19 protein-coding genes are annotated in these 23,913 nt (G+C 74.6%); 16 read left to right on the plus strand and 3 right to left on the minus strand.

The features are described from left to right. The first annotated feature begins 13 nt into the window (after positions 1 to 13). From ACF061_RS14315 to ACF061_RS14355, 9 genes are all read left to right on the plus strand, one after another. A complete protein-coding gene (locus ACF061_RS14315; protein ID WP_392267160.1) occupies positions 14 to 7,030 on the plus strand; it encodes an amino acid adenylation domain-containing protein in 7,017 nt (2,338 codons plus the stop codon). A gap of 236 nt (positions 7,031 to 7,266) precedes the next feature. After that, on the plus strand, positions 7,267 to 7,470 hold the full coding sequence (locus tag ACF061_RS14320; RefSeq protein WP_392267161.1) for an MbtH family protein: 204 nt from the start codon (positions 7,267 to 7,269) through the stop codon (positions 7,468 to 7,470). 39 nt (positions 7,471 to 7,509) lie between these two features. Continuing rightward, positions 7,510 to 7,764 carry an acyl carrier protein gene (locus ACF061_RS14325; protein ID WP_392267162.1) on the plus strand — a complete coding sequence of 85 codons (255 nt, stop codon included), beginning with the start codon at positions 7,510 to 7,512 and terminating at the stop codon, positions 7,762 to 7,764. Continuing rightward, entirely contained in the window at positions 7,761 to 8,987 is a 1,227-nt protein-coding gene (locus tag ACF061_RS14330) for a beta-ketoacyl-[acyl-carrier-protein] synthase family protein (protein ID WP_392267163.1), read from the plus strand. The genes ACF061_RS14325 and ACF061_RS14330 overlap by 4 nt, the downstream gene beginning before the upstream one ends. Then, on the plus strand, positions 8,984 to 10,096 hold the full coding sequence (locus ACF061_RS14335; RefSeq protein ID WP_392267164.1) for a beta-ketoacyl synthase N-terminal-like domain-containing protein: 1,113 nt from the start codon (positions 8,984 to 8,986) through the stop codon (positions 10,094 to 10,096). The genes ACF061_RS14330 and ACF061_RS14335 overlap by 4 nt, the downstream gene beginning before the upstream one ends. Then, on the plus strand, positions 10,093 to 10,833 hold the full coding sequence (fabG, locus tag ACF061_RS14340; protein WP_392267165.1) for a 3-oxoacyl-ACP reductase FabG: 741 nt from the start codon (positions 10,093 to 10,095) through the stop codon (positions 10,831 to 10,833). Before ACF061_RS14335 ends, fabG begins: the two co-directional genes overlap by 4 nt. Before the next feature lie 52 nt (positions 10,834 to 10,885). Next, on the plus strand, positions 10,886 to 12,001 hold the full coding sequence (locus ACF061_RS14345) for a methyltransferase (RefSeq protein ID WP_392267166.1): 1,116 nt from the start codon (positions 10,886 to 10,888) through the stop codon (positions 11,999 to 12,001). Between the two features lie 182 nt (positions 12,002 to 12,183). Then, positions 12,184 to 13,380 (plus strand): methionine adenosyltransferase, encoded by a 1,197-nt coding sequence (gene metK, locus ACF061_RS14350; protein ID WP_392267167.1) that lies wholly within the window; start codon positions 12,184 to 12,186, stop codon positions 13,378 to 13,380. Between the two features lie 22 nt (positions 13,381 to 13,402). Beyond that, entirely contained in the window at positions 13,403 to 13,732 is a 330-nt protein-coding gene (locus tag ACF061_RS14355) for an acyl-CoA carboxylase epsilon subunit (protein ID WP_392267168.1), read from the plus strand. A gap of 11 nt (positions 13,733 to 13,743) precedes the next feature. On the opposite strand, the gene ACF061_RS14360 is transcribed toward ACF061_RS14355, so the two are convergent. After that, the gene (locus ACF061_RS14360; protein WP_392267169.1) at positions 13,744 to 15,720 is read right to left on the minus strand and encodes a serine hydrolase domain-containing protein; all 1,977 of its coding nucleotides are present in this window, start codon (positions 15,718 to 15,720) and stop codon (positions 13,744 to 13,746) included. Between the two features lie 173 nt (positions 15,721 to 15,893). Between ACF061_RS14360 and ACF061_RS14365 the strand changes: the two genes are divergently transcribed. Continuing rightward, positions 15,894 to 17,135: a sensor histidine kinase gene (locus ACF061_RS14365; protein ID WP_392267170.1), complete on the plus strand. Its 1,242-nt coding sequence runs from the start codon at positions 15,894 to 15,896 to the stop codon at positions 17,133 to 17,135. After that, positions 17,120 to 17,764, plus strand: coding sequence for a LuxR C-terminal-related transcriptional regulator (locus ACF061_RS14370; protein ID WP_392267171.1), 645 nt, complete (start codon positions 17,120 to 17,122; stop codon positions 17,762 to 17,764). Before ACF061_RS14365 ends, ACF061_RS14370 begins: the two co-directional genes overlap by 16 nt. 76 nt (positions 17,765 to 17,840) lie before the next feature. On the opposite strand, the gene ACF061_RS14375 is transcribed toward ACF061_RS14370, so the two are convergent. Continuing rightward, complete coding sequence (locus ACF061_RS14375) at positions 17,841 to 18,317, minus strand: GNAT family N-acetyltransferase (protein ID WP_392267172.1); 477 nt, start codon at positions 18,315 to 18,317, stop codon at positions 17,841 to 17,843. Between the two features lie 90 nt (positions 18,318 to 18,407). Between ACF061_RS14375 and ACF061_RS14380 the strand changes: the two genes are divergently transcribed. Then, positions 18,408 to 19,211: an exodeoxyribonuclease III gene (locus ACF061_RS14380; RefSeq protein ID WP_392267173.1), complete on the plus strand. Its 804-nt coding sequence runs from the start codon at positions 18,408 to 18,410 to the stop codon at positions 19,209 to 19,211. Positions 19,212 to 19,288: 77 nt separating this feature from the next. On the opposite strand, the gene ACF061_RS14385 is transcribed toward ACF061_RS14380, so the two are convergent. Next, positions 19,289 to 19,909 (minus strand): MerR family transcriptional regulator, encoded by a 621-nt coding sequence (locus tag ACF061_RS14385; RefSeq protein ID WP_392267324.1) that lies wholly within the window; start codon positions 19,907 to 19,909, stop codon positions 19,289 to 19,291. A 229-nt stretch (positions 19,910 to 20,138) separates the two neighbouring features. On the opposite strand from ACF061_RS14385, the gene ACF061_RS14390 reads away from it, so the two are divergent. From ACF061_RS14390 to ACF061_RS14405, 4 genes are all read left to right on the plus strand, one after another. After that, positions 20,139 to 21,692: a flavin-containing monooxygenase gene (locus tag ACF061_RS14390; protein ID WP_392267174.1), complete on the plus strand. Its 1,554-nt coding sequence runs from the start codon at positions 20,139 to 20,141 to the stop codon at positions 21,690 to 21,692. Beyond that, on the plus strand, positions 21,689 to 22,645 hold the full coding sequence (locus tag ACF061_RS14395; protein WP_392267175.1) for an alpha/beta fold hydrolase: 957 nt from the start codon (positions 21,689 to 21,691) through the stop codon (positions 22,643 to 22,645). Before ACF061_RS14390 ends, ACF061_RS14395 begins: the two co-directional genes overlap by 4 nt. Beyond that, positions 22,642 to 23,535 (plus strand): SDR family oxidoreductase, encoded by an 894-nt coding sequence (locus ACF061_RS14400; RefSeq protein WP_392267176.1) that lies wholly within the window; start codon positions 22,642 to 22,644, stop codon positions 23,533 to 23,535. Before ACF061_RS14395 ends, ACF061_RS14400 begins: the two co-directional genes overlap by 4 nt. A 95-nt stretch (positions 23,536 to 23,630) precedes the next feature. Then, a complete protein-coding gene (locus ACF061_RS14405) occupies positions 23,631 to 23,816 on the plus strand; it encodes a hypothetical protein (protein WP_392267177.1) in 186 nt (61 codons plus the stop codon). Positions 23,817 to 23,913: the final 97 nt, after the last annotated feature.

The raw sequence follows: 23,913 nt of genomic DNA on the forward strand, positions 1-23,913 counted from the left end.
CGGCAGATCCAACTTGAGCGACGTCCTGCCGCTCACCCCGCTCCAGGAGGGACTGCTCTTCCACGCGGTCTCCGGCCGGCGGGAGGTGGACGTCTACACCGTGCAGCTCGCCCTGGACCTGGCCGGGCCGCTGGACGGGACGCGGCTGCGGGCCGCCGCGCAGCGGTTCCTCGACCGCCACCCGCACCTGAAGGCCGGCTTCCGCTACCGCGACAACGGCGACCCCGTGCAGCTGATCCCGCGCACCGTCACCCTGCCCTGGCGGGAGGACGACGCGCGGGGCCTGGACGAGGAGGCGATCGCCCGGCTGGCCGAGGAGGACCGGCTGCGGCCCTTCGACATGGGCCGCCCGCCGCTGCTGCGCTTCCGCCTCCTGCGCACCGGCGAGCGGACCCACCGCATGGTGCTGACCGCCCACCAGATCCTGTTCGACGGCTGGTCGATGCCGCTGATCATCCGCGAACTCTTCGCCCTGTACGGGGACCCGGACGCGGAGCTGCCCGCGGTCACCCCGTTCAAGGCGCACCTGGCCCACCTCGCCGGGCAGGACGACGCCGGCGCCGAGGCCGCCTGGCGGGCCGCGCTCGACGGACTCACCGAGGCCACCCTCGTCGCCCCGGGGGCCGCCGCCGGCACCCGGCTGCCCGAGCACCACGTCCTCGACCTGCCCGCCGGCTTCACCGCGGACCTCACCGCCTGGGCCAAGGAGCGCGGCCTCACCCTCAACACCGTGGTGCAGGGCGCCTGGGCGGCGGTGCTCGGCGCGCTCACCGGCCGCACCGACGTCGTCTTCGGCTCCACCGTCTCCGGACGGCCCCCGGAGCTGCCCGGCGTCGAGTCCATGGTGGGCCTGTTCATCAACACCGTGCCGGTGCGGGTCGGGCTGGACCCGTACCGGACCTTCCCCGAGATCCTCGCCGAGCTCCAGGACCGACAGGCGGCGCTCCTGCCCCACCAGCACCTCGGCGCGGCCCGCATCCAGCGGACCACGGGCCTGGGCGAGCTGTACGACACGGTGCTGGTCTTCGAGAACTACCCGCTGGACCCGGCCGCCCTCGAGTCCCCGGCGCCCGGTCTGACCGTGACCGGACTCCAGGCGAAGGACGCCACGCACTACCCGCTGAGCCTGATGGCGATCCCCGGCGAGCGGCTCCGCCTGACCCTCTCCTACGACCCCGGCGTACGCACCGCCGAGGACGCCGCCGGCGTCGCCGAGCGGCTGCGCCTGCTGCTGCACACGCTCCTCGCCGAACCGGGCACGCCGTTCGGCCGGATCGGCGCGCTGCTGCCGGGGGAGCGCGAGCGGTTGCTGGACCTGCCGGCCCGTGCCGCCGACGCGGCCCCGGACGCCTTCGCCGACGTCGTCGACCGGGTGCGCGAGCTGGCCGCCGCCCGGCCCGACGCACAGGCCGTGGCCGACGGGCAGGACCGGCTCACCTACCGCGAGCTGGCCGAGCGGGCCGGCGGCGTGGCGCGGCACCTCACCGGGGCGGGCGCGGGCCCGGGCACCCTGGTGGGCGTGCTGGCCGCGCCCGGCCGGGCCTTCGTCACCGCCGTCGTCGGCACGCTGGCCGCGGGCGCCGCCTGGGTCCCCCTCGACGTCCACGCCCCCACCGCCCGCAGCGCCGCGCTGCTGAAGGACGCCGGGGTGCGGCACCTGCTGGTGGACGAGGAGCACGAGGCGGCCGCGGCCGAGGTGCTGGCGGCCGCCGGGGCGGACCTGCCCGTCACCCGGATCACCTCCCCGCCGGCCGCCCCGCTGCCGCGGGCTCCCGGCGGCCCCCTCGACCTGGCCTATGTGATCTTCACGTCGGGTTCGACGGGTCGTCCCAAGGGGGCGATGGTGCACCGGGCTGGGATGGTGAACCATCTGCTGGCCAAGGTGGAGGACCTCGGGCTGACGGCGGCGGACACGGTGGTGCACAACGCGCCGGTCACGTTCGACATCTCGGTGTGGCAGATGCTGGCCGCGCTGGTGTCGGGCGGTCGTACCCGGGTGGTGCCGCGTTCGCTGGCCGCCGATCCGCAGGGTCTGTTCGGGCTGGTCGACACCGAGGGGATCACGGTCCTGGAGGTCGTGCCCTCGCTGCTGCGGGCCGCCCTGGACGCCTGGGACGCCGGGGCCCGCCCGCCGGCCCTGACCTCCCTGCGGTACCTGGTCGTCACCGGCGAGGCGCTCCCCGCCGACCTGTGCCGCCGCTGGTTCGCCCGCTACCCGGACATCCCGCTGGTCAACGCCTATGGGCCAACCGAGTGCTCCGACGACGTCACGCACGCCGTCCTGCGCTCCGAGGCCGACCTCGGCGACGTACGCGCCCCCATCGGCCGCGCCGTGCGCCGAACGGGCCTGTACGTCCTGGACGACGCGCTGCGCCCGGTGCCGGCCGGGGTGCCCGGCGAGCTGTACGTCGGCGGGGTCGGCGTGGGCCGCGGCTACCTGGACGATCCGCGGCGCACCGCCGCCGTGTTCGTCGCCGACCCGTTCGCGGCCGAGCCCGGCGCCCGCATGTACCGCACCGGCGACCGGGTGGTGCGGCACGCGGACGGCCGGCTGGAGTTCCTGGAGCGCGTCGACCACCAGGTCAAGATCCGCGGCCACCGTGTGGAGCCCGGTGAGATCGAGGCGGTGCTGCGTACCCTGCCCCAGGTCGCCGACGCCGTGGTTACCGTGCTCGGCGCGAGCGGCGCCACCGCCCGGCTGGTCGCCCACCTGGCCGGCGTCGCGGACCCGGCACACGTCCGGTCCGCGCTGGCCGGGCTGCTGCCGGAGTACATGGTGCCGTCCGCGTTCGTCGTCCTGGACGCGCTGCCGCTGACGCCCAACGGCAAGGTGGACCGGGCCGCGCTGCCCGCCCCGCACCTCCAGGGCGCCGCGAGCCGCGAGCCGCGCACCCCGCAGGAGGCCGCGCTGTGCCGGGCCTTCGCCGAGGTGCTCGGCGTGGAACGGGTCGGCGCGGACGACGACTTCTTCGACCTCGGCGGCCACTCGCTGCTCGCCACCCGTCTGATCAGCCGGATACGGGCGCTGCTCGGCGCGGAGGCGCCCATGGCGCTCGTCTTCGAGGAGCCCACCCCGGCCCGCCTGGCGGCCCGGCTGCGGGCCGCGGCCGGCCCGCTGCGGCCCGCCCTGGTCCCCGCCGAACGCCCCGAGCGCCCGCCGCTGTCGTACGCGCAGCGCCGGATGTGGGTGCTCGACCGGCTGGACGGCGCCAGCGGCGCCTACCACCTGCCGTGGACGCTGCGGCTGTCCGGACCGCTGGACCACGACGCGCTGCGCACCGCGCTCGACGACGTCGTCGCCCGGCACGAGGCGCTGCGCACCGTCTTCCCGGAGGCGGACGGGGAGCCGTACCAGCGCGTGCTGGAGACGGCCGCCGTCGAGCTGCCCGTCGTCGAGGCGGCGGACGACGGCGAACTGGAGTCGCTGGTCGGGGACTTCGCCGTGCGTGACTTCGACCTGGCCGACCGGCCGCCGCTGCGGGCCGCGCTGTTCCGCACCGGCGCCGAGGAGCACCTGCTCGCCGTCGTGCTGCACCACATCGCCGCCGACGGCTGGTCCAACGCCGTCCTCGCCCGCGACCTGGGCACCGCCTACCGGGCCCGGCTGCGCGGCACGGCACCGCACTTCGCCCCGCTGCCCGTGCAGTACCCCGACTACGCCCTGTGGCAGCGGGAACTGCTCGGCGACGAGGACGACCCGGGCAGCCTCGCCCACGAGCAGCTCGCCTTCTGGCGCAAGGCGCTGGACGGCCTGCCCGAGGAGCTCCAGCTCCCCGCCGACCTGCCGCGCCCCGCGGTGGCCTCCTACCGGGGCGGCACCGTCGCCTTCACCGTCCCCGCGGCGACCCACCGCCGGGCCGCCGCCCTGGCCGCGCGCGGCGGCGCCAGCCTCTTCATGGTGCTCCAGGCCGCCCTGGCCGCGCTCTACACCAAGCTGGGCGCCGGCGAGGACATCCCCGTGGGCACCCCGGTCGCCGGCCGCACCGACGCCGCCCTGGAAGACCTGGTCGGCTTCTTCGTCAACACGCTGGTGCTGCGCACCGACGTCTCCGGCGACCCGACCTTCACCCGGCTCCTCGACCGGGTGCGGGCCGCGGACCTGGCCGCGTTCGCCCACCAGGACCTGCCGTTCGAGAAGCTGGTCGAGGCGCTGGCCCCGGCCCGCTCGCTGGCCCGGCACGCCCTGTTCCAGACCATGCTGGCCCTGCACAACAACGCCCGGGCCGGCCTCGAACTGCCGGGCGTGACCGCCAGGTTCGGCGCGGCGGGCACCGGCAGCGCACGCTTCGACCTCGCCTTCGAACTGGCCGAGGAGCACGACGCCGAGGGTTGTCCCGCCGGGCTGGGCGGACGCCTGGAGTACAGCGCGGACCTGTTCACCGAGCACACCGCGCGGCGCGTCGCCGACCGCTTCGTGCACCTGCTCGACGCCCTCACCGCGGCCCCGGACCAGCCGATCGGCACGCACTCCGCGCTGCTGCCCGGCGAGCGCGAGACCCTGCTGGAGGAGTGGAACCGGGCGCCCGCGCACCCCTACCGGGAGCCGCCGCACCGTGCCTTCGAACGCGCCGCCGCCGAGCACCCCGACCGCACCGCGGTGGTCTTCGAGGGGCGGGAGCTGAGCTACCGCGAACTGGAGGAGCGGGCCGGCGCCCTCGCGCGGGCGCTGCGCGAACGGGGCGCCGGCCCCGGCAGCCTGGTGGCCGTCGCGCTGCACAGGTCGGCGGAGCTGGTCGCGGCCGTGCTGGCCGTGCACAAGGCGGGCGCCGCCTACCTGCCCGTCGACCCGGCCTACCCGCAGGACCGCATCGCCTACGTCGTGGACGACGCGCGCCCCGTCCTGCTGCTCACCACGGCCGACGTGCTGGGCGCCCTGCCGGCGCTCGGCACCGTCCCCGCGCTGCTGCTCGACGAGCCGCTGCCCGCGCCCGGCCCGGACACGGGCCTCCCGGCGCCCGTGCCGGCGGCCGGACACACCGCCTACACCATCTACACCTCCGGCTCCACCGGCCGCCCCAAGGGCGTGGTGATCCCCTACGGCTCCTTCGCCAACTTCATCGAGGACATGCGGCTGCGGCTGCGGCTGGGCGCGGACGACCGGCTGGTGTCGGTGACCACCTTCGGCTTCGACATCGCCAACCTGGAGCTGTTCGTCCCGCTGGTCTCCGGCGCGGCGGTCGTCCTCGCGGGCCACGACACCGTACGCGACCCCGACGCGCTCGCCGCCCTGCTGCGCACCAGCGGCGCCACGGTCATGCAGGCCACGCCGACCCTGTGGCACGCCCTGGTCACCGACCACCCCGACGCGCTGGCCGGGCTGCACGCGCTCACCGGCGGCGAGGCGATCAGCGCGGCACTGGCCGCCCAGGTGGCCGCGGCGGCCGACCGGCTGACCAACCTGTACGGGCCGACCGAGACCACCGTCTACTCCACCGTCGCGGAGCTGGACGGCGCCGGCACCCCGCCCATCGGCCGTCCGCTGGCCGGGAACCGCGCCTACGTCCTCGGCCCGGACCTGCGGCCGGTGCCGGCCGGCGCCACCGGCGAGCTGTACCTCGGCGGCGTGGGCCTCGCCCACGGCTACCACGGCCGGCCGGGCCTGACCGCGGAGCGCTTCGTCGCCGACCCGTTCGCGGACCGGCCGGGCGCCCGGATGTACCGCACCGGCGACCTGGTGCGGCAGCGGCCGGACGGGACGATCGACTACCTCGGCCGGGTGGACCACCAGGTCAAGATCAGGGGGTTCCGGATCGAACTCGGCGAGATCGAGGGCGTGCTGCTGGAGCACCCCGAGGTGGCGCAGGCGGTCGTGGTGCGCGAGGACACCCCCGCCGGCCCACGGCTGGCCGGGTACGTCGTCGCCGCGGACGGCGCCGAGGCGCAGCCGACGGCGCTGCGCGCCCATCTGGCCGGCCGGCTGCCCGACTACATGGTCCCGGCCGCCCTGGTGGTCCTCGACGCCCTCCCGCTGACCCCCAACGGCAAGGTGGACCGGGCCAGGCTGCCCGCGCCCGCCGTCGGCGCCACGCCGGCCGGCCGTGCCCCGGGCACGCCGGGGGAGGCGCTGCTGTGCCGGCTGTTCACCGAGCTCCTGGGGGCCGAAGGGGCCGGCGCCGACGACGACTTCTTCCTGCTCGGCGGCGACTCCATCCGCGCCATCCGGCTGGTGGGCCGGGCCCGGGCGGCCGGGGTCCGCCTCACCCCCGCCGACGTCTTCGTGCACCGCACCCCCGCGGCCCTCGCCCGGGCGGCCGGGGGCGGCGCGCCGGGAGCGGCCACCGCCGCCGCCGCGGCGGCCGACGACGGCGCGTTCGCGCCCGTGCTGCCCGTGCGCCCGCACGGCAGCCGTCCGCCGCTGTTCTGCGTGCACGGCGGCGTCGGGCTCGGCTGGCCGTTCATCGGGCTGGCCGCGCACCTGCCCGACACGCCCGTGTACGCCTTCCAGGCCGGCGGAATCCTGCACGACGCCCCGCAGCCGGAATCCGTCGCGGAAATGGCCGCCGACTATGTGCGGCGAATGGTGGAAATTCAGCCGGACGGCCCCTATCATATTCTCGGATGGTCCTTCGGTGGTCTTGTCGCCCATGAAATGGCCTGTCTGCTCGGAGAATCGGGAAGAGAAGTCGCGCTGCTCGCGAACCTCGACGGATTCCCCGCGCGCCGACCGGAGGAGGGCGGCGGCCCGGCCCCGCAGGACGACACCGTGCTGGACGGGGAGCTGCGCGCGCGGCTCGGGGCCGCCGGGAACGCGCTGGCGGAGCTGACCGACGAGCAGTACCCGAGGCTGCTCGGCGTCATCCGGGCCCTCGACGGCCTCGGCGCCGCCCACCGTCCTCGGACACACCAGGGTGACCTGCACTTCTTCGTGGCGACGCGGGGCGTTGCCGAGGACGCCCCCACGGAGGCCGTCTGGGCCGCGCACACCGCCGGCCGGGTGGTGCGGCACGAGGTGGCCGCGACCCACGACGGCATGCTGGACGCCGCGCCCGCGGCGGCCGTCGCCCGCGTGCTCACCGAGCTCATGGAGTGAGGTCCGGCCGGGACCGCACCGCGTCCCGGCGTCGAGTTCCGCATGGAATTCCGGGCGGGTCCGCACGGACGGCACGGAATCGGTACCGCGGAAGTGGCGCAGCGAAAGCGGGGCCACGGAAACGGAATTCCATGCGGACCGGACCCGGGGGTTGAGAACCCCGGGAAACCCGATGAATTACCCGCGGGGGAGAAGTGTGTCCGCCGCCAGGAAAGAGGAAGGGACACGTCACGGTAATGGGAAATCCGTTTGACGACGAGACCGGGACATTCCACGTGCTGGTCAACCAGGAGGGCCAGCACTGCCTGTGGCCCGCGTTCGCCGAGACCCCCGACGGCTGGCAGGCCGTCCTGTCCGCGGTGGGCCGGGCCGAGGCGCTCGAGCACATCGAGCGGAACTGGACCGACCTGCGCCCCAGGAGCCTCGCCCAGGCGAGCTGATCCCGTACCACCACCGCACACCCACGAAAGGAACCGCACATGAGCGCCCTCACCATCGACGCCGCCGTCGAGGCCCAGGTCCGGGAGATCGTCGCCGACGTCCTCGAACTGGAGGACGACCTCACCCCGACCGGCCGCTTCGTCGACGACTACGGCGCCGACTCCCTGGCCGCCATCGAACTGCTGGCGAAGCTGGAGAAGACCTTCGGCATCACGATCCCGCAGGAGTCGCTGGCGGAGATGGTCAGCCTCGAGGCCGTCCTGGACGTGCTCGCCCGGGCCGAGGCGCGATGACCGCCCGGCGTGTGGTGCTGACCGGGATCGGGGTCCTGTCCAGCATCGGCAACGGCGTCACCGAGTTCACCCGCGGCCTGCGCGAGGGCCGGTGCGGGGCGGGCCCCATCACCCGCTTCGACGGCACCGGGTTCCCGCGGCGACTGGCCCACGAGGTGAGCGGCTTCACCCCGTCCGAGTGGGTCCGCCACACGCCGGCCGAACACCTCGGCAGGGCCGCCCAGTTCTCCGTCGCCGCCGCCCGGATGGCGGTGACCGACTCCGGGCTCGGCCCGCAGGAGCTGCGCGGCCGGCCGGGCCTGGTCACGGTGGGCACCACCGACGGCGAGGCCGACGTCCTCGACCGGCTCGTCGAGGCCGAGGCGAACGGCACCGAGCCGGCCGGCCTCGACCCCGTCGTGGTGCGCCGGCTCGCCGCGCACCGGCTCGCCCTGGCCGTCGTACGGGAACTGCGGCTGCCCCGCGCGGTGCCCTCCGTGCTCGGCACCGCCTGCGCGGCCGGCAACTACGCCGTCGGCGACGGCTACGACGCCGTGCGCTCCGGCGAGGCCGAATGGGCCCTGGTCGGCGGGGCCGACGCGCTGACCCGGCGGACCTTCGCCGGGTTCTCCCGGCTCGGCCTGGTCGCCTCCGACCGCTGCCGGCCCTTCGACGCGGACCGGGAGGGGCTGCTGACCGCCGAGGGCGCGGGCGTCCTGCTGCTGGAGACCCTGGAGTCGGCCCGGGCGCGCGGCGCCCGGATCTACGCCGAACTCCTCGGCTACGGCCTCAACTGCGACGCCCACCACCCCACCGCTCCCGACCTGGACAGCGTCGCCCAGGTGATGCGGCTCGCCCTCGACGACGCCGGCGTCAAGCCCGAGGAGGTCGACCTCATCTCGGCGCACGGCACCGGCACCCCCACCAACGACGTCACCGAGGTCCGTGCCGTCCGCCAGGTGTTCGGGGACCGGCCGCCGCGCACCGTCGCGCTGAAGTCGATGCTCGGCCACTCCATGGGCGCCGCCAGCGCCCTCGGCGCCGCCGCGTCGGCGCTCGCGCTGGCGCACGGCTTCGTCCCGCCGACCGTCAACCACCGCACCACCGACCCCGAGTGCGCCGTCGACTGCGTGCCCAACCACGCCGTCGACGCCGACCTCCGGGTCGTCGTGAACAACGGCCTGGCCTTCGGCGGCAACAACGCCGCCGTCGTCCTCGGCAGACACCAGGAGAGCACCGTATGACGACCGTCGCGGCCCCAGCCGGCCGCCACTTCATCACCGCCTGGTCCGCTGTCTCGCCGTACGGCATCGACAGCGCCGACTACGCCCGGGGCCTGGCCGCGGACGACGCCCGACAGGCCGTCCCGGTCGGCGCCGCAGACGCGGGCGACGAGGCCCGTCTGGTCCCCGGCTTCGAGGTGCGCGAGGTGCTCGGCCGGACCGGCACCCGCACCATGGACCGGGCCACCGGCCTCGCCGTCACCGCCGTGCGCGACCTGCTCGAGGGGGCCGACCGCGAGGAGCGCCCGGTCCCCACCGGCACGGGCACCGCCCTCGTCCTCGGCACCACCCTGGGCACCGCCCAGATCCAGCACGACTTCGCGCTCGCCTCCTTCACCGAGGCCAAGCCCTACGACGTGCCCGCCCAGTACATGCCCAACGTCCTGATGAACTGTCCCGCGGCCGCCAGCGCCATCCGCTTCGGCCTCAAGGGACCCAACACCACGCTCGCCGGCGGCCGCCCCTCGGGGCTGCTCGCCCTCGGCTACGCCCGCCGGCTGCTCGCCGCCGGCCGCGCCGAACGCGTCCTGGTCGGCGCGGTCGAGGAGTACTCGCGGACCCGCTCCTGGATCGAGCACCACACCCGCGGCGCCGACGAGACCCCCGGCCCGCTCGGCGAGGGCTGCGCCCTGCTGCTGGTCGAACCCGGACCCGACCTCACCGACGGCCGCCGGGCGCTGGCCGAACTCCTCGCCGTCGACGTCCGCGCCGACGTCGATGACGACATCGCCGCCACCGCCGGGGCCTGCGTCCGCGACGCGCTGGCCACCGCCGGCGTCGACCCGGCCGACGTGTGGGCCGCGGTCGGCGGCGGGCTCACCGGCGCGTACGGCCGTGCGGAGAACGAACTGCTCACCGGCCTGTTCGGGGCCGAGGCCACCGCACGGGTCCCGGTGCACGAGCGGATCGGCGACACCGCCGCGGCCTCCACCGCCTTCCAGGTCGCCGCGCTGCTCGCCGTCGCGCACCGCGACCCGGATGCGCACGGCAGGGCGGCGGTGGTCACCTCCACGGACCGCGACGGCATCGTCGCCTGCGCCGTGCTGCGTCTCGTCGGGGAGCCGTCATGAGCGCCCCCGGCACCGCCCTGATCAGCGGCGGCTCACGCGGAATCGGCCGGGCCGCGGCCCTGCGCCTGGCCGACGACGGCTACGACATCAGCATCGGCTACCGCTCCGACGAGGAAGCGGCCGCCCAACTGGCCAAGCGACTCGACGAGTCGGGGGTGCGCTGCCTCACCCACCGGCTCGATGTCGCCGACCCGCAGGCGGTGCGCGACTGGGTCGGCCGCACCGAGGGCGAACTCGGCCCGATCACCGTCGCGGTGGCCTCCGCCGGCATCACCCGCGACCGGCCGATGCTGATGATGTCCGACCAGGACTGGCAGGAGGTCATCGACACCAACCTCGACGGCGTCGCCCATGTGTGCCGGGCCGCCCTGTTCCCCATGGTCAAGCGCAAGGCCGGGACGATCATCACGCTCTCCAGCGTCTCCGGCGTGCTGGGCAACCCCGGCCAGGGCAACTACTCGGCGTCCAAGGCCGGGATCATCGGCCTGACCCGCGCCCTCGCCAAGGAGGCCGGCCGGTTCGGCATCCGGGCCAACGCCGTGGCCCCCGGAATGATCGAGACGGACATGACCGCGGTGCTCACCGCGGACCAGCGCGACCGCACCCTCGGCGCCGTTCCGCTCGGCCGGTTCGGAACCGCCGAGGAGGTCGCCGAGGCGATCGCCTTCCTCGCCTCCGACCGGGCCGCGTACATCACCGGCGCGGTGCTCCAGATCGACGGCGGCATCGTCCTGTGATCCGCCCCACCGTCCGACCGCACACCCCACCACCTCTGGGAGTTGACCCGACATGACCGCGCCCGTCGACATCGCCGCCCCCGCCGCCAACCACACCCCGCTCGTCGACACCCGGCTGCTGCCCCTGGGCGACCCGGCCGCCCGGGCCACCCACCGCGTCTACGAGCACCTGATCGGCATGTGGGCGCCCGGCGTCATCGAGGCCGCCCAGGACCTCGGCGTCTTCGCCACCCTGACCGCCGGCCCGCGCACCGCCGCGGGCCTCGCCGAGACCCTCGGCACCGACCTGCGCGCCACCCGCGTCCTGCTGGACGGCCTGCACGCCTACGAGCTGCTGGAGCGCGAGCGCGGCGCCGACGGCCAGGCCGTCTACACCCTGCCCGCCGAACTGCACGGCGTCTTCGCGCCCGACGGCCTCTACAGCCTGGCCGGGAAGATCACCCACGACCGCAACGTCGCCTGGGGCGCCTGGCGCAACCTCGCCGACAACGTCCGCAGCGGCGCCCGCGGCGAGCACGGCGGCCAGCAGGTCAACCAGATATCCGAGGAGGACTACACCGCGCTCGCCCGCGGCATCAACTTCTGGGCCCCGCCGGTCGTCACGGCGCTCGCCGCCGCCCTGCGCGAGCGCGGCTGGGGCCAGGAGAGCGACGGCGTGCTGCTCGACGTCGGCTGCGGCACGGGCATCTACAGCCACCTGCTGCTCAAGGAGTTCCCGCAGCTGACCGCGCGCGGCCTGGACGCCCCGCGGATCACCGCCATCGCCCAGGAGCAGGCCCGGCGGCTCGGCGTCGCCGACCGGTTCGAGCCGCTGACCGCCGACTTCTGGGCCGACGACTGGGGCACCGGCACCGACCTGGCGCTGTTCGTGAACATCTTCCACCTCCAGACGCCCGAGTCCGCGCACGAACTCCTGCTCAAGACCGCCAAGGGCCTCACCGAGGACGGCCTGATCGCCGTCGTCGACCACATCGTCGACGAGGAGGCGGGCGGCGCCAACGTCCAGAACCGCTTCTTCCGCCTGTTCGCCGCCTCCATGCTCGCCACCGGCGGCGGCGACGCCTACACCGTCCAGGACTACGACCAGTGGCTGGCCGACGCGGGCCTGCGCCGCGTGGCGCTCCTGGACACCCCGATGCACCGGGTGCTGCTCGCCGCCCGCGCCTGACCCGCACGCCCTCCCCCCACACCCCGCACACCCTCCGCACCCCCGGTGCCGCCCGCCCGCCGTCCGGACGCGTTCCCCCCAGGCCCTGGCCCGCCAGGACACGGAACACGCGCCGGCCGCGCGGGCGGCGCCGTCTCGTGCGCCGCACCGCCCGCTGACCACCGCCTCGAAGGGACCACACGATGACGCGTCACCTCTTCACGTCCGAGTCCGTGACGGAAGGGCACCCCGACAAGATCGCCGACCGGATCAGCGACGCCGTCCTGGACGCGTACCTGACCCGGGACCCGCACGCCCGGGTCGCCGTGGAGGCCCTGGTCACCACCGGCCAGGTGCACGTCGCCGGGGAGGTCTCCTCCAGCGCCTGCTTCGACGTCGCCGACGTCGTACGGCGGCAGATCCTGGACATCGGCTACGACCGCTCCAGCACCGGCTTCGACGGCGCCACCTGCGGCATCTCCGTCTCGCTCGGCCGGCAGTCCCCGGACATCGCGCGCGGTGTGGACGCGACCGCCGCCGACGGCGACCCGCTGGACGCGCAGGGCGCCGGCGACCAGGGCCTGATGTTCGGCTACGCCTGCCGCGAGACCCCGGAGCTGATGCCGCTGCCCATCTCCCTCGCCCACCGGCTCGCCCGCCGCCTGACGGCCGTCCGCAGGAACGGCACCGTCCCCTACCTGCGCCCGGACGGCAAGACCCAGGTCACCGTCGAGTACCGGGGCAGCCGCCCGGTCCGGCTGGACACGGTCGTGGTGTCCAGCCAGCACGCCGCCGACGTCGACCTCGACGACCTCCTCGCCCCCGACATCCGCAGGCACGTCGTCGAACCCGAACTGGCCGCGCTGGCCGAGCAGGGCGTCGAGCTCGACACCGACGACCACCGCTTCCTGGTCAACCCCACGGGCCGGTTCGAGATCGGCGGCCCGATGGGCGACGCGGGCCTGACCGGCCGCAAGATCATCGTCGACACCTACGGCGGCACGGCCCGGCACGGCGGCGGCGCCTTCTCCGGCAAGGACCCCTCCAAGGTCGACCGCTCGGCGGCGTACGCCATGCGCTGGGTCGCCAAGAACATCGTCGCCGCCAGACTCGCCGACCGGTGCGAACTCCAGGTCGCCTACGCCATCGGCAAGGCCGACCCGGTCGGCCTGTTCGTCGAGACCTTCGGCACCGCGCGGGTCGCCGTGGACCGCATCCGCGACGCCGTCGTGGACGTCTTCGACCTGCGCCCGGCCGCCATCGTCCGCGACCTGGACCTGTTGCGCCCGATCTACGCGCAGACCTCCGCCTACGGCCACTTCGGGCGCGAACTGCCCGACTTCACCTGGGAGCGCACCGACCACGCCGGCAAGCTGCGCGCCGCGGCGGGCCTGGACTGAGCGACGAGGAAGGACACGCCCGATGCTCTTCGAACCACGCACACCCACCGCCCCCGGGCCGGGCCCGGCCGACCGGACCGCGCCCGCCGATCCGCCGGTGCTCCCGGTACCGGGCGTCACCGACCCGGCGGGCGGGCTCGCACCGCGCGATCCCGCCGTGCCCTCCGCCCTGCGCTTGCAGGTCACCGCCGGCGAGCCCGGCACCACGGAGCTCGCCGCCCTGACCCTCGTCCTGTACGCGTTCACCCAGGCACGCCCCGAATCACCGGCCGCGACCCGCTCGGTGGCCGAATGGTGGCGCCGCCGCCCGGGCGAATACCGGACGGCGGGCTCATGGCGGGACACCGAGTGAGCGAGCTGAGCTCAGGGCAGCAGCCCGTAGCAGGAGGCCAGGCCGACCACCACCGCCGCGCCCAGCGTGTGGCAGGTGAACGTCACCCGGCCGGGCAGCCGCCACCAGCGGCGGCGCCACGCCAGCACCGTGCACACGGCCAGCAGCGCGGTGCCGGCCAGGGCCGCCGCGACCAGGGCGGGGATCAGCGTCAGCAGCGGCGAATCGCCCACCAGCACCGCGCGGTTGAGCGCGTTGCCGTCACCGGTGAGGAGGACGAAGCACACGGTCGCGGCGGTCAGCAGCGCCCCGGTCGCCCAGCCCAGAGCCCAGGCGACCCGGGCGCCCCGCGGCCGCTCGGCCGCCCGGCGCCGCCGGACCAGCGCGGTCAGCGGCACCAGCACGACCGCCAGGCCCACCACCCCGAGCCCGCCCAGCAGCGCCCGCTGGTGCAGCACCGGCGAGGCGTACCAGGGCAGCAGCTCGAACACCTCGGTCGGGTCGGAGGCCAGGGCGAGGCGGCCGTCGCGGAAGGCGATCCGGTCCTGCCCGCCCCGCTCCTGGAACACCCCCGGCGCCACCGGCAGCCAGTGCTGCTCGCCGGCCCGCGGGTCACGGGAGAGGCCGGTGGTGGTCAGCGTGCCGTCGGCGGCCGCGCCGACGTGCACGGCGGAGGTGAGCGCGGCGGCACGGGTCAGGTCGGTGCCGCTGGTCCGGGTCGAGCGGTAGTAGCCGCCGTACGCGGCGGCGCCGGAGGCGGACCCGCGGAGCGCGGCGGACCGGGCGGCGGCGGCCGTCTTCCCGGGGGCGGAGGCGCCCTGCCCGCCGCCGTCCCCGCCGGCCGCCAGCTCGTCGGCGACCCGGTCCACCAGTTCCTGCCCGGCGTAGGAGGCCGCGCCGTCCGTGCCGTCGCCGTTGTAGACGACGTACACGCCCACGCCCGCGCCGGGCAGCAGCGCCAGATTGCCGTGGAAGCCGGGCAGGTCGCCGTCCTTCACCCACATGCGCATGCCGTCACGGTCACGCTCCTCCAGCACGTAGCCGAGCCCGGGCAGCCGCGGGTCGTTGCCGAACTGCCGGTGCAGCATGGCCCGGGCCGAGGCGGAGGCCAGCACCGGGCCGCCGTCGTCGAGCAGGGCGCGCATCAGCCGGCCCATGTCGGCTGCCGTGGTGATCGCGCCCGCACCGGTCGGCGTCCAGGCGCCGTACTGGCCGTCCTCCGCGCGCTGCCCGCCGTCGCCGGGCCGGTAGCCGACGGCCAGCGTCGCCCTGGTGCGCGCCCCGGGCGCGGCGAAGGTGGTGCGGGTCATGCCCAGCGGCCTCAGGACGGACCGTTCCACGTACGAGGCGAAGGGGACGCCGGTGACCTGCTCGACGAGGTGACCGGCGAGCGCGACGCCGTAGTTGTCGTAGCTCGCCACCCGGCCCGGCGGCCGCACCCGGGCCGGCTGGTGCGCGGCCAGGCTCTCGCCCAGCGCGCCGGCCGGCTCCGGGGAGGTGCCGCCCCGGCCCAGGATGCTCGCGTCGAACCCGGCCGTGTGCGTCAGGAGCTGACGTACCGTCACCGGGTGTCCCGGATAGGTGTTCTTGATCCGGAAGTGCTTCAGGTACCGGTTGACGTCCGTGTCCAGGGCCAGCTTCCCCCGCTCCACCTGCTGGAGCACCGCGACCGCGGTGAACAGCTTGGCGTCGGAGGCCATGAAGTAGCCGGTGCGCTCCGGGTCGCTGCGCACCCCCCGGGCGACGTCGGCCTGCCCGTACCCGCGGGACAGGACGCTTCCGTCGCGCCGTACGACGACCACGGAGGCGCCCGGGATGCGGTACTCGGACAGCTGCCTGCGCACCAGGCCGTCCAGCAGGGCGCCGAGCCCGCTCCGTCCCTCCGGCGCCGGGGACCCGGCCGAGGACGCGGGGGACTTCCCACCGGCCGCGCCGGCCGGGGTGGTAGCGCACAGGACCGCCGTCACCACGGCGGCCACCAGGATGAGGAATCGCTGTCGGCTCGTCATGACACCGATTCCACCCGCCGCGGGCCGCGCGTGACATGGCCCTGGGTGGTGTCCGGGGGGTACCTGACTACACCCCCGGGTAGGGAACACTGGTCCAGTGATCGACGGCTCGCTGCGCACCAGACTGAACAGTGCTCGGCGGCAACGGGCCGCCTGATCCGAGGAGTTGTGGCATGAATATCGCCAAGGGTGCCCGCAGTGCCGTCGCCGGACTGCCGCTGGTCGGCCTGGCCCTCGCGGAGGTCTTCTTCTTCTCCCTGCTGGTGACCGCGATCTCGCTGCTCGGCGGCGGCATCGGACTCTTCCTGGTCCCGGCCGCGGCGGTCGCCGCCCGCGGCACCGTGAACGTCACCCGCCGCCTGGCCGGCGCCCGGCTGGAGGGCGGCATCCCCGAGCCCTACCTGCCCGAGCCGCCGCGCGAGGCCGGCCTGAAGGGCTGGTGGCAGCGCACCCAGTGGATCCTCACCGACCCGGCGACCTGGCGGGACCTCGCCTGGATGCTGATCGACCCGGTGATCGGCATCGTCCTGGTCCTGCTGCCCCTGACGCTCGTCGTGTCCGGCGTGTTCGGCCTGCTGATGCCGGTGCTGTGGCAGGACATCGTCTCCGGCGGCGGCAACAACTGGTACTGGTTCGTCAAGGTGACGGACACGCGGAGCGCCTGGTACGCGCTGGGCCTGGGCATCCCGACCCTGGCCGCCGGCCTCGCCTGCGCCCCCGCCCTGCTGCGTGCCCACGCCCGGCTGGCCCGCACCCTGCTCGCCCCGACCGAGGTCGCCCGCCAGGTCCGCCACCTCACGCAGACCCGCTCCGAGGTGGTCAACAGCTCGGCCGCCGAACTGCGCCGCATCGAGCGCGACCTGCACGACGGCGCCCAGGCCCGCCTCGTCGCCCTCGGCATGAACCTCGGCGTCGCCGAGCAGCTGCTCGCCAAGGACCCCGAGGCGGTCGCCGCGATCCTCGCCGACACCCGCAAGGCCTCCGCCAGCGCCCTGAACGAGCTGCGCGACCTCATCCGCGGCATCCACCCGCCGGTCCTCGCCGACCGGGGCCTGGCCGACGCGGTGCGCGCCCTCGCCATGGACAGCCCCCTGGACGTCACCGTCAGCGCCGACCTGCCCGGCCGGGCCGACGCCCCCGTCGAGTCCGCCGTGTACTTCGCCGTCTCGGAGATCCTCACCAACGCCGCCAAGCACGCCGACCCCCACCACGTGACCGTCGACCTCTGGTACGCCGACGGCCGGCTGCGCGCCCAGGTCGGCGACGACGGCCACGGCGGCGCGGACCCCTCGCGCGGCACCGGGCTGCGCGGCATCGAGCGCCGCCTGGCCGCCTTCGACGGCGTGCTCGCCGTCACCAGCCCGGTCGGCGGACCCACCACCCTGACCATGGAGATCCCTTGCGTGTTGTCCTAGCCGAAGACCTCTTCCTCCTGCGCGACGGCCTGGTGCGGCTGCTGGAGGCGTACGACTTCGAGATAGTCGCCGCCGTCGACAACGGCCCGAGCCTGCTCAGGGCCCTCGTCGAGGAGAAGCCGGACGTCGCGGTCGTCGACGTCCGGCTTCCGCCGACGTTCACCGACGAGGGCCTGCAGGCCGCCCTGCAGGCCCGCAGGCAGGTCCCGGGCCTGCCGGTCCTGGTCCTGTCCCAGTACGTCGAACAGCTCTACGCCCGGGAGCTGCTCGCCGACGGCAGCGGAGGCATCGGCTACCTGCTGAAGGACCGGGTGTTCGACCCGGACCAGTTCGTGGACTCCGTGCGCAGGGTCGCGGCCGGCGGCACCGCGATGGACCCGGACGTCGTGGCCAAGCTGTTCGCTAAGGACACCGGCCGCGACGGCGCCCTGTCCCGGCTCACCCCGCGCGAACGGGAGGTGCTGGCGCTGATGGCCGAGGGGCGTTCCAACGCCGCCATCGCCCAGTCCCTGGTGGTCACCGAACGGGCCGTGATCAAGCACACCTCGAACATCTTCGCCAAGCTCGGCCTGCCGGTCTCCGACGACGACAACCGGCGGGTGCTGGCGGTGCTGGCCTACCTGAAGTGACGCGGCGGCCGGGTCCGGGCCGCTTCCCGCCCCCGCGGACCGCCGTCGCGGCGGCCCGGCCGACCCGGTCGCAGCACTAGAGCGCCTTCGCGTAGCAGAGGCTCTCCTCGTGGAAGCGGTAGTAGCCGAACTTGGCGCACGGCTGGTAGCCGCTGGAGACGTACAGGGCGACGGCCTCGGGCTGCTTGGTGCCGGTCTCCAGGACCATGCGGACGCGGCCCGCCGCGCGGGCGTCCTCCTCCAGTGCGGCCAGGATGCGCCGGGCCAGGCCCCGGCCGCGCATGCTCGCGACGACGAACATCCGCTTGAGCTCGGCGTCGCCGTCCTCGTTGCCCTCCCCGTTCTCGTCCTGGCTGCGCCATCCGCCCGTGGCGACCGGGGTGCCGTCCTCGTCGTAGGCGATCAGGTAGACGCCGTTGGGCGGCCGGAAGTCGGCCGTGTCCAGGACCGTGGCGTCGCCGCCGTCGCCGTAGCGCACGTGGTACTCGGCCTGGACCTCGTCGTTGAGCTTGACGGCGTCCGGGTGGTCGAACGGAACAGGGCGGATAAGCATGTTAGGTACCGTATATCAATGCAGTCGAACGGGGGCCCGGGGCCCGGTCCCTCGGCGGGACCCCGTCCAGTGTGCCGGTAGGGTGCCCGGGTGCTGACTGTGACCTCCGCCAATGTGAACGGACTGCGCGCCGCCGCGAAGAAGGGTTTCGTGCCGTGGCTCGCCGGGACCGGCGCCGACGTGGTGTGCCTCCAGGAGGTGCGCGCCGAGCCGCAGCAGCTTCCCGAGGACGTGCGCACGCCCGACGGCTGGCACGTGGTGCACGCGCCCGCCGCCGCCAAGGGCCGCGCGGGCGTCTCCCTCTACACCCGCCGCGAGCCCGACCGCGTCCGGATCGGCTTCGGCTCCTCGGAGTTCGACGGCGCCGGACGCTATGTCGAGGCCGACCTGCCGGGTGTGACGGTCGCCTCCCTCTACCTCCCCTCCGGCGAGGTCGGCACCGAACGCCAGGACGAGAAGATCCGCTTCATGGGCGAGTTCCTCGCCTACCTCAAGGAGCTGCGCGAGCGCGCCGCCGCCGACGGCCGAGAGGTCCTCGTCTGCGGCGACTGGAACATCGCCCACCACCAGGCCGATCTGAGGAACTGGCGCGCCAACACCAAGAACTCCGGCTTCCTGCCGGAGGAGCGGGAGTGGCTGAGCGCGGTCCTGGACCCGAACGCCGGCGGTTACGTCGACGTCGTGCGCTCCCTGCACCCGGACGTCGAGGGGCCGTACACCTGGTGGTCGTACCGGGGGCGGGCCTTCGACAACGACGCGGGATGGCGGATCGACCTCCAGGTGGCCACCCCCGGGCTGGCGGCGAAGGCGGTCAAGGGCGTGGTCGAACGCGCGGCCACGCACGCCGAGCGCTGGTCGGACCACGCGCCGGTGACGGTGGTCTACGACCTCTGAGACCGGAGGCGTCCCGCCCGGAACCGTGAGCTCCGCCGGGCCCCGCGCGGGGGCCGGGCGCGGTTCGTCCCCGGCCGTCACGGCCGTTCGCGCAGCCGCCGGTCCAGGGCCATCGAGAGTTCCGCGTCCACCACGCTCTTGGCCAGCGGGCGCAGGCGTTCGAGGTCGCCCTCGGAGGCGTGACGGACGACCAGACGGGTGAACAGGTCGGCCAGCGCCTCGGCGTGTTCGCGGACGCGGTGCCCGGCGGCCAGGACCTCGGCGAGCGGGATGCCCTCGCGCACCAGGGCGGCGGAGACGTCGAGCAGGCGGCGGCTGATGTGGACGATCTCCTCGCCGTCGGTGCCCAGGTAGCCGAGGTCCAGCGCGGCGGCCAGGTTCTCCGCGGTGACCTCGCCCGCGAAGTGGTCGGCCAGTTCCTCGGGGGTGAGGCGGACCGGGGTCTCCTCGGTCGGGGCGCCCAGGCCCAGCAGGTCGCCGACGTCGCGGCCGTGGTCGAAGGCCTCGGCCAGTTCGGCGATGCCGTTCAGGGTGTGACCGCGTTCCAGGAGCGCGGAGATGGTGCGCAGGCGGGCCAGGTGGCGGTCGTCGTACCAGGCGATGCGGCCCTCCCGGCGCGGCGGCGGGATCAGCTTGCGCTCGCGGTAGAAGCGCAGGGTGCGCACGGTGATGCCGGCCAGCCGGGCCAGTTCCTCCATGCGGTACTCGCGTGGGCCCCCGCCCCGCCCGTCGTCTCGTCCAGCGTCATCTGCCACACCGGAAGCCTATGTTGTACCGCCGGTAACTTTCCTTGCCCGCCCCCTACCGATCGGTACGGCCCTCCTCTACTCTCACCATTGCGCCAGTGTTCACTGGCAGAGTCGCTGAAGGTCGGCGCGGTCCGCGCCGGACGCGGGTCGCTGTACGCGAGTCATGGAGGGGCGCTCAATGGCCGAGCATGAGCACGGACACGGGAACGAGCACGTGCGGGTGGCGGTGATCGGGTCCGGGTTCGGCGGACTGGGCGCCGCCGTGCGGCTGCGCCGCGAGGGGATCACCGACTTCGTCGTCCTGGAGCGGGCCGGCAGCGTCGGTGGCACCTGGCGCGACAACAGCTATCCGGGGTGCGCCTGCGACGTGCCCTCCCACCTGTACTCGTTCTCCTTCGCCCCCAACCCCGACTGGCCGCGCACCTTCTCCGGCCAGCAGCACATCCGCGCCTATCTGGAACGGGTCGCCGACGTCTTCCGGCTCCGCCCGCACCTGCGCCTCAACTCCGAGGTGAAGCGGATGACCTGGAACAAGGAGCTGCTGCGCTGGGACATCCAGACCACCGGCGGCGACCTCTCCGCCGACGTCGTGGTCTCCGCCACCGGTCCGCTGTCCGACCCGAAGATCCCGGACATCCCGGGGCTCGACTCCTTCCCCGGCAGGGTGTTCCACTCCGCCCGCTGGGACCACGACTACGACCTCGCCGGCAAGCGCGTCGCGATGGTCGGCACCGGCGCGTCCGCCATCCAGATCGTGCCGGCCATCCAGCCCGAGGTCGCCCGCCTCACCCTCTTCCAGCGCACCCCGCCCTGGGTGATGCCCCGCGTCGACCGCGCCATCAGCGGCGTGGAGCGCTCGCTGCACCGCGCGCTGCCGGTCACCACCCAGCTGCGCCGCGGACTGCTGTGGGGCATCCGGGAGTTGCAGGTGCAGGCGTTCACCAAGCGCCCCGACGAGCTCGGGTTCGTGGAGCAGCTGGCCAAGCGCAACATGGCCCGCGCCATCAAGGACCCGGCGCTGCGCGCCAAGCTGACCCCCGACTACCGCATCGGCTGCAAGCGGATCCTGCTGTCCAGCACGTACTACCCGGCGCTCGCACGGGACAACGTGGACGTGGTGGCCGGCGGGCTCAGCGAGATCCGCGGTTCCACCCTCGTCGCGGCCGACGGCACCGAGGCCGAGGTCGACGCGATCGTCTTCGGCACCGGCTTCCACGTCACCGACATGCCGATCGCCGAGCGGGTCGTCGGCGCGGACGGCCGTACGCTCGCGGAGAGCTGGAAGGACGGCGGCATGGCCGCGCTGCGCGGCGCCGCCGCGGCCGGCTTCCCGAACTGGATGACGATCATCGGCCCCAACACCGGCCTCGGCAACTCCTCGATGATCCTCATGATCGAGTCCCAGCTGAACTACATGGCCGACTACCTGCGGCAGTTGAACGTCCTCGGCGGCCGGGTCGCCCTCGACGCGCGGCAGGGCGCCGTCGACGACTGGAACCGCAAGGTGCAGGAGCGCATGAAGCGCACGGTGTGGAACACGGGCGGCTGCACCAGCTGGTACCTGGACGCCAACGGCCGCAACACCACCGTCTGGCCGGGCACGACCACCGAGTTCCGGCGCGCCACCCGGCGGGTGGACCTGTCGGAGTACCAGGTCCTCCGGGCCCCCGCCACCGCCGCCACCCCCTCCGCCGCGAGGAGCGCGGACGCGCCGGTGGAGGTGGAAGCGTGAGCCGTCCGGCCGTCCCCGCCTCCGACTCCTGCGCCCCGCCCGCTCCCGACCGCGTGCTCACCGTCGTCTCCGCCGACGGCGCACGGCTGCACGCGGAGGTGCACGGGCCCGAGGGCGCGCCCGCCGTGGTCCTGGCCCACGGCTGGACCTGTTCGACCGCCTTCTGGGCCGCCCAGATCCGGGAACTGGCCGCCGACCACCGGGTCGTCGCCTACGACCAGCGCGGCCACGGGCGCAGCCCGGCGAGCCGGGCGTGCGGCACGGACGCGCTCGCCGACGACCTGGAGGCCGTGTTCGCCGCGACCCTCGCGCCCGGTGAGAAGGCGGTGGTCGCGGGTCACTCGATGGGCGGGATGACCGTCATGGCCGCCGCCGGCCGGCCCGGCTTCCAGGAGCACGCGGCGGCGGTCCTGCTGTGCAGCACCGGCAGTTCGCGGCTGGTCGCCCGGTCGACCGTCGTGCCGATCCGGGCGGGCCGGCTGCGCACCGGGCTGACCCGGCGCGTCCTCGGCTCCCGGGCGCCGCTCGGACCCGTCACGCCGCTCGCCCAGCGGATCCTCAAGTACGCCACCATGGGCGCCGGTTCGGCGCCGCACGTGGTGGAGGCGTGCGCGCGGATCGTGCACGCCTGCCCGCGCCGGGTGCGCCACTCCTGGTCGCAGGTGCTGGACCGGCTCGATCTGGACGACGGCGTAAGGGAGTTGCGGGTGCCGGCGGCGGTGGTCGTGGGCACGGCCGACCGGCTGACCCCGCCGGTGCACGCGCGTGCGCTGGCGGCGCGGTTGCCGCAGTGCGTGGGTCTGACCGAGCTGCCCGGCCTCGGCCACATGACGCCGATGGAGGCGCCGGAGCTGGTCACCGGGAAGATCCGGGAACTGGTGACCTCCTATGTGCGCACCCGCGCCGACGAGGACTACGACAACGGCCACACACGGATCGGGGAGGGCGCATGAACAGGGTGAGCCTGGAGGGACAGGTCGCGGTCGTGACGGGCGCGGCGCGGGGCGTGGGCGAGCTGCTCGCGCGCAAGTTGTCCGCGCGGGGCGCGAAGGTGGCGCTGGTCGGCCTGGAGCCGGACGCCCTCAAGCAGCTCTCGGAGCGGCTGCACGGCGAGAGCGCCCACTGGCACGCCGACGTCACCGACCACGAGGCGATGGCCCTGGTCGCCGAGGAGGTCAGGGAGCGGTTCGGCAGGGTGGACATCGCGGTCGCCAACGCCGGTGTGGCGACCGGTGGTCCGTTCGCCGACTCCGATCCGCGGTCCTGGCGGCGGGTGATCGAGGTGAACCTGATCGGATCAGCGGTCACCGGGCGGGCGTTCCTGCCGGCGCTCACCGAGAGCCGCGGGTACCTGCTCCAGATCGCCTCGCTCGCCGCGATCACCCCGGCCCCGATGATGACGGCGTACTGCGCCTCCAAGTCCGGTGTGGAGGCGTACGCGCACAGCCTGCGGGCCGAGGTCGGCCACCGGGGCGTGCGGGTGGGGGTGGCCTACCTGTCGTGGACCGACACCGACATGGTGCGCGGGGCCGACCAGGACGACGTGATGCGGGAGCTCAGGCAGCGGCTGCCGTGGCCGTCCAACAAGACCTACCCGCTGGGGCCGGCCGTGGACCGGATCGTGGACGGCATCGAGCGGCGCTCCGCTCACGTGTACGGGCAGTGGTGGCTGCGCGGGATGCAGGGGGTGCGCGGGTACCTGCCGGGTCTCATCGGGACGGTGGGGCAGCGGGAGATGCGCCGGTTCGCCGACCGGCTCACCGGGATGCGGACCGGGCTCGTCGGGGCGGGCGGAGCAGCCGACGAGCAGCACCGGACCACCTCGGTCACCGACCGTCACTGATCGACATGCGCACGGTCACCGCCCATGTGAATCTGGTCGAGCCCGGTCCCCTCACCGACTTGGGGATCGGCTCACCCACACAGGAGTGAAACAGCATGGGCATGAAGGACAAGATCCAGGACCAGGCCGGACAGCGGCAGCAGCAGGGTCGCGAGAAGGCGGGCGAGGGCCGCGAGAAGGCCGGCCAGCGCGCGGGGCAGCAGCGTGAGCGTGGCCGTCAGGACATCGACGACGTGCGTGACGACATGGACGACCGTCACCGCGAGGACTACGACCGGTAGTCCGACGCTCGTCGAGCTGCTCGGCCTCGGCCGGGACGGCGCGGGGTGCCCTGTGTGTCGGGGCGCCCCGCGTCCGCGTACGGCGCCCGTGGTTCCG

It is taken from the genome of Streptomyces sp. NPDC015220 (genome assembly GCF_043079345.1).
In the GTDB taxonomy this organism is placed as follows: Bacteria; Actinomycetota; Actinomycetes; order Streptomycetales; family Streptomycetaceae; genus Streptomyces.

Coding starts and splice junctions, on each gene's coding strand:
- ACF061_RS14405 (WP_392267177.1), top strand. CDS start 23,631: ATGGGCATGAAGGACAAGATCCAGGACCAGGCCGGACAGCGGCAGCAG.
- fabG (WP_392267165.1), top strand. CDS start 10,093: ATGAGCGCCCCCGGCACCGCCCTGATCAGCGGCGGCTCACGCGGAATC.
- ACF061_RS14375 (WP_392267172.1), bottom strand. CDS start 18,317: ATGCTTATCCGCCCTGTTCCGTTCGACCACCCGGACGCCGTCAAGCTC.
- ACF061_RS14330 (WP_392267163.1), top strand. CDS start 7,761: ATGACCGCCCGGCGTGTGGTGCTGACCGGGATCGGGGTCCTGTCCAGC.
- ACF061_RS14360 (WP_392267169.1), bottom strand. CDS start 15,720: ATGACGAGCCGACAGCGATTCCTCATCCTGGTGGCCGCCGTGGTGACG.
- metK (WP_392267167.1), top strand. CDS start 12,184: ATGACGCGTCACCTCTTCACGTCCGAGTCCGTGACGGAAGGGCACCCC.
- ACF061_RS14335 (WP_392267164.1), top strand. CDS start 8,984: ATGACGACCGTCGCGGCCCCAGCCGGCCGCCACTTCATCACCGCCTGG.
- ACF061_RS14325 (WP_392267162.1), top strand. CDS start 7,510: ATGAGCGCCCTCACCATCGACGCCGCCGTCGAGGCCCAGGTCCGGGAG.
- ACF061_RS14345 (WP_392267166.1), top strand. CDS start 10,886: ATGACCGCGCCCGTCGACATCGCCGCCCCCGCCGCCAACCACACCCCG.
- ACF061_RS14355 (WP_392267168.1), top strand. CDS start 13,403: ATGCTCTTCGAACCACGCACACCCACCGCCCCCGGGCCGGGCCCGGCC.
- ACF061_RS14320 (WP_392267161.1), top strand. CDS start 7,267: ATGGGAAATCCGTTTGACGACGAGACCGGGACATTCCACGTGCTGGTC.
- ACF061_RS14390 (WP_392267174.1), top strand. CDS start 20,139: ATGGCCGAGCATGAGCACGGACACGGGAACGAGCACGTGCGGGTGGCG.
- ACF061_RS14400 (WP_392267176.1), top strand. CDS start 22,642: ATGAACAGGGTGAGCCTGGAGGGACAGGTCGCGGTCGTGACGGGCGCG.
- ACF061_RS14365 (WP_392267170.1), top strand. CDS start 15,894: ATGAATATCGCCAAGGGTGCCCGCAGTGCCGTCGCCGGACTGCCGCTG.
- ACF061_RS14385 (WP_392267324.1), bottom strand. CDS start 19,909: ATGGAGGAACTGGCCCGGCTGGCCGGCATCACCGTGCGCACCCTGCGC.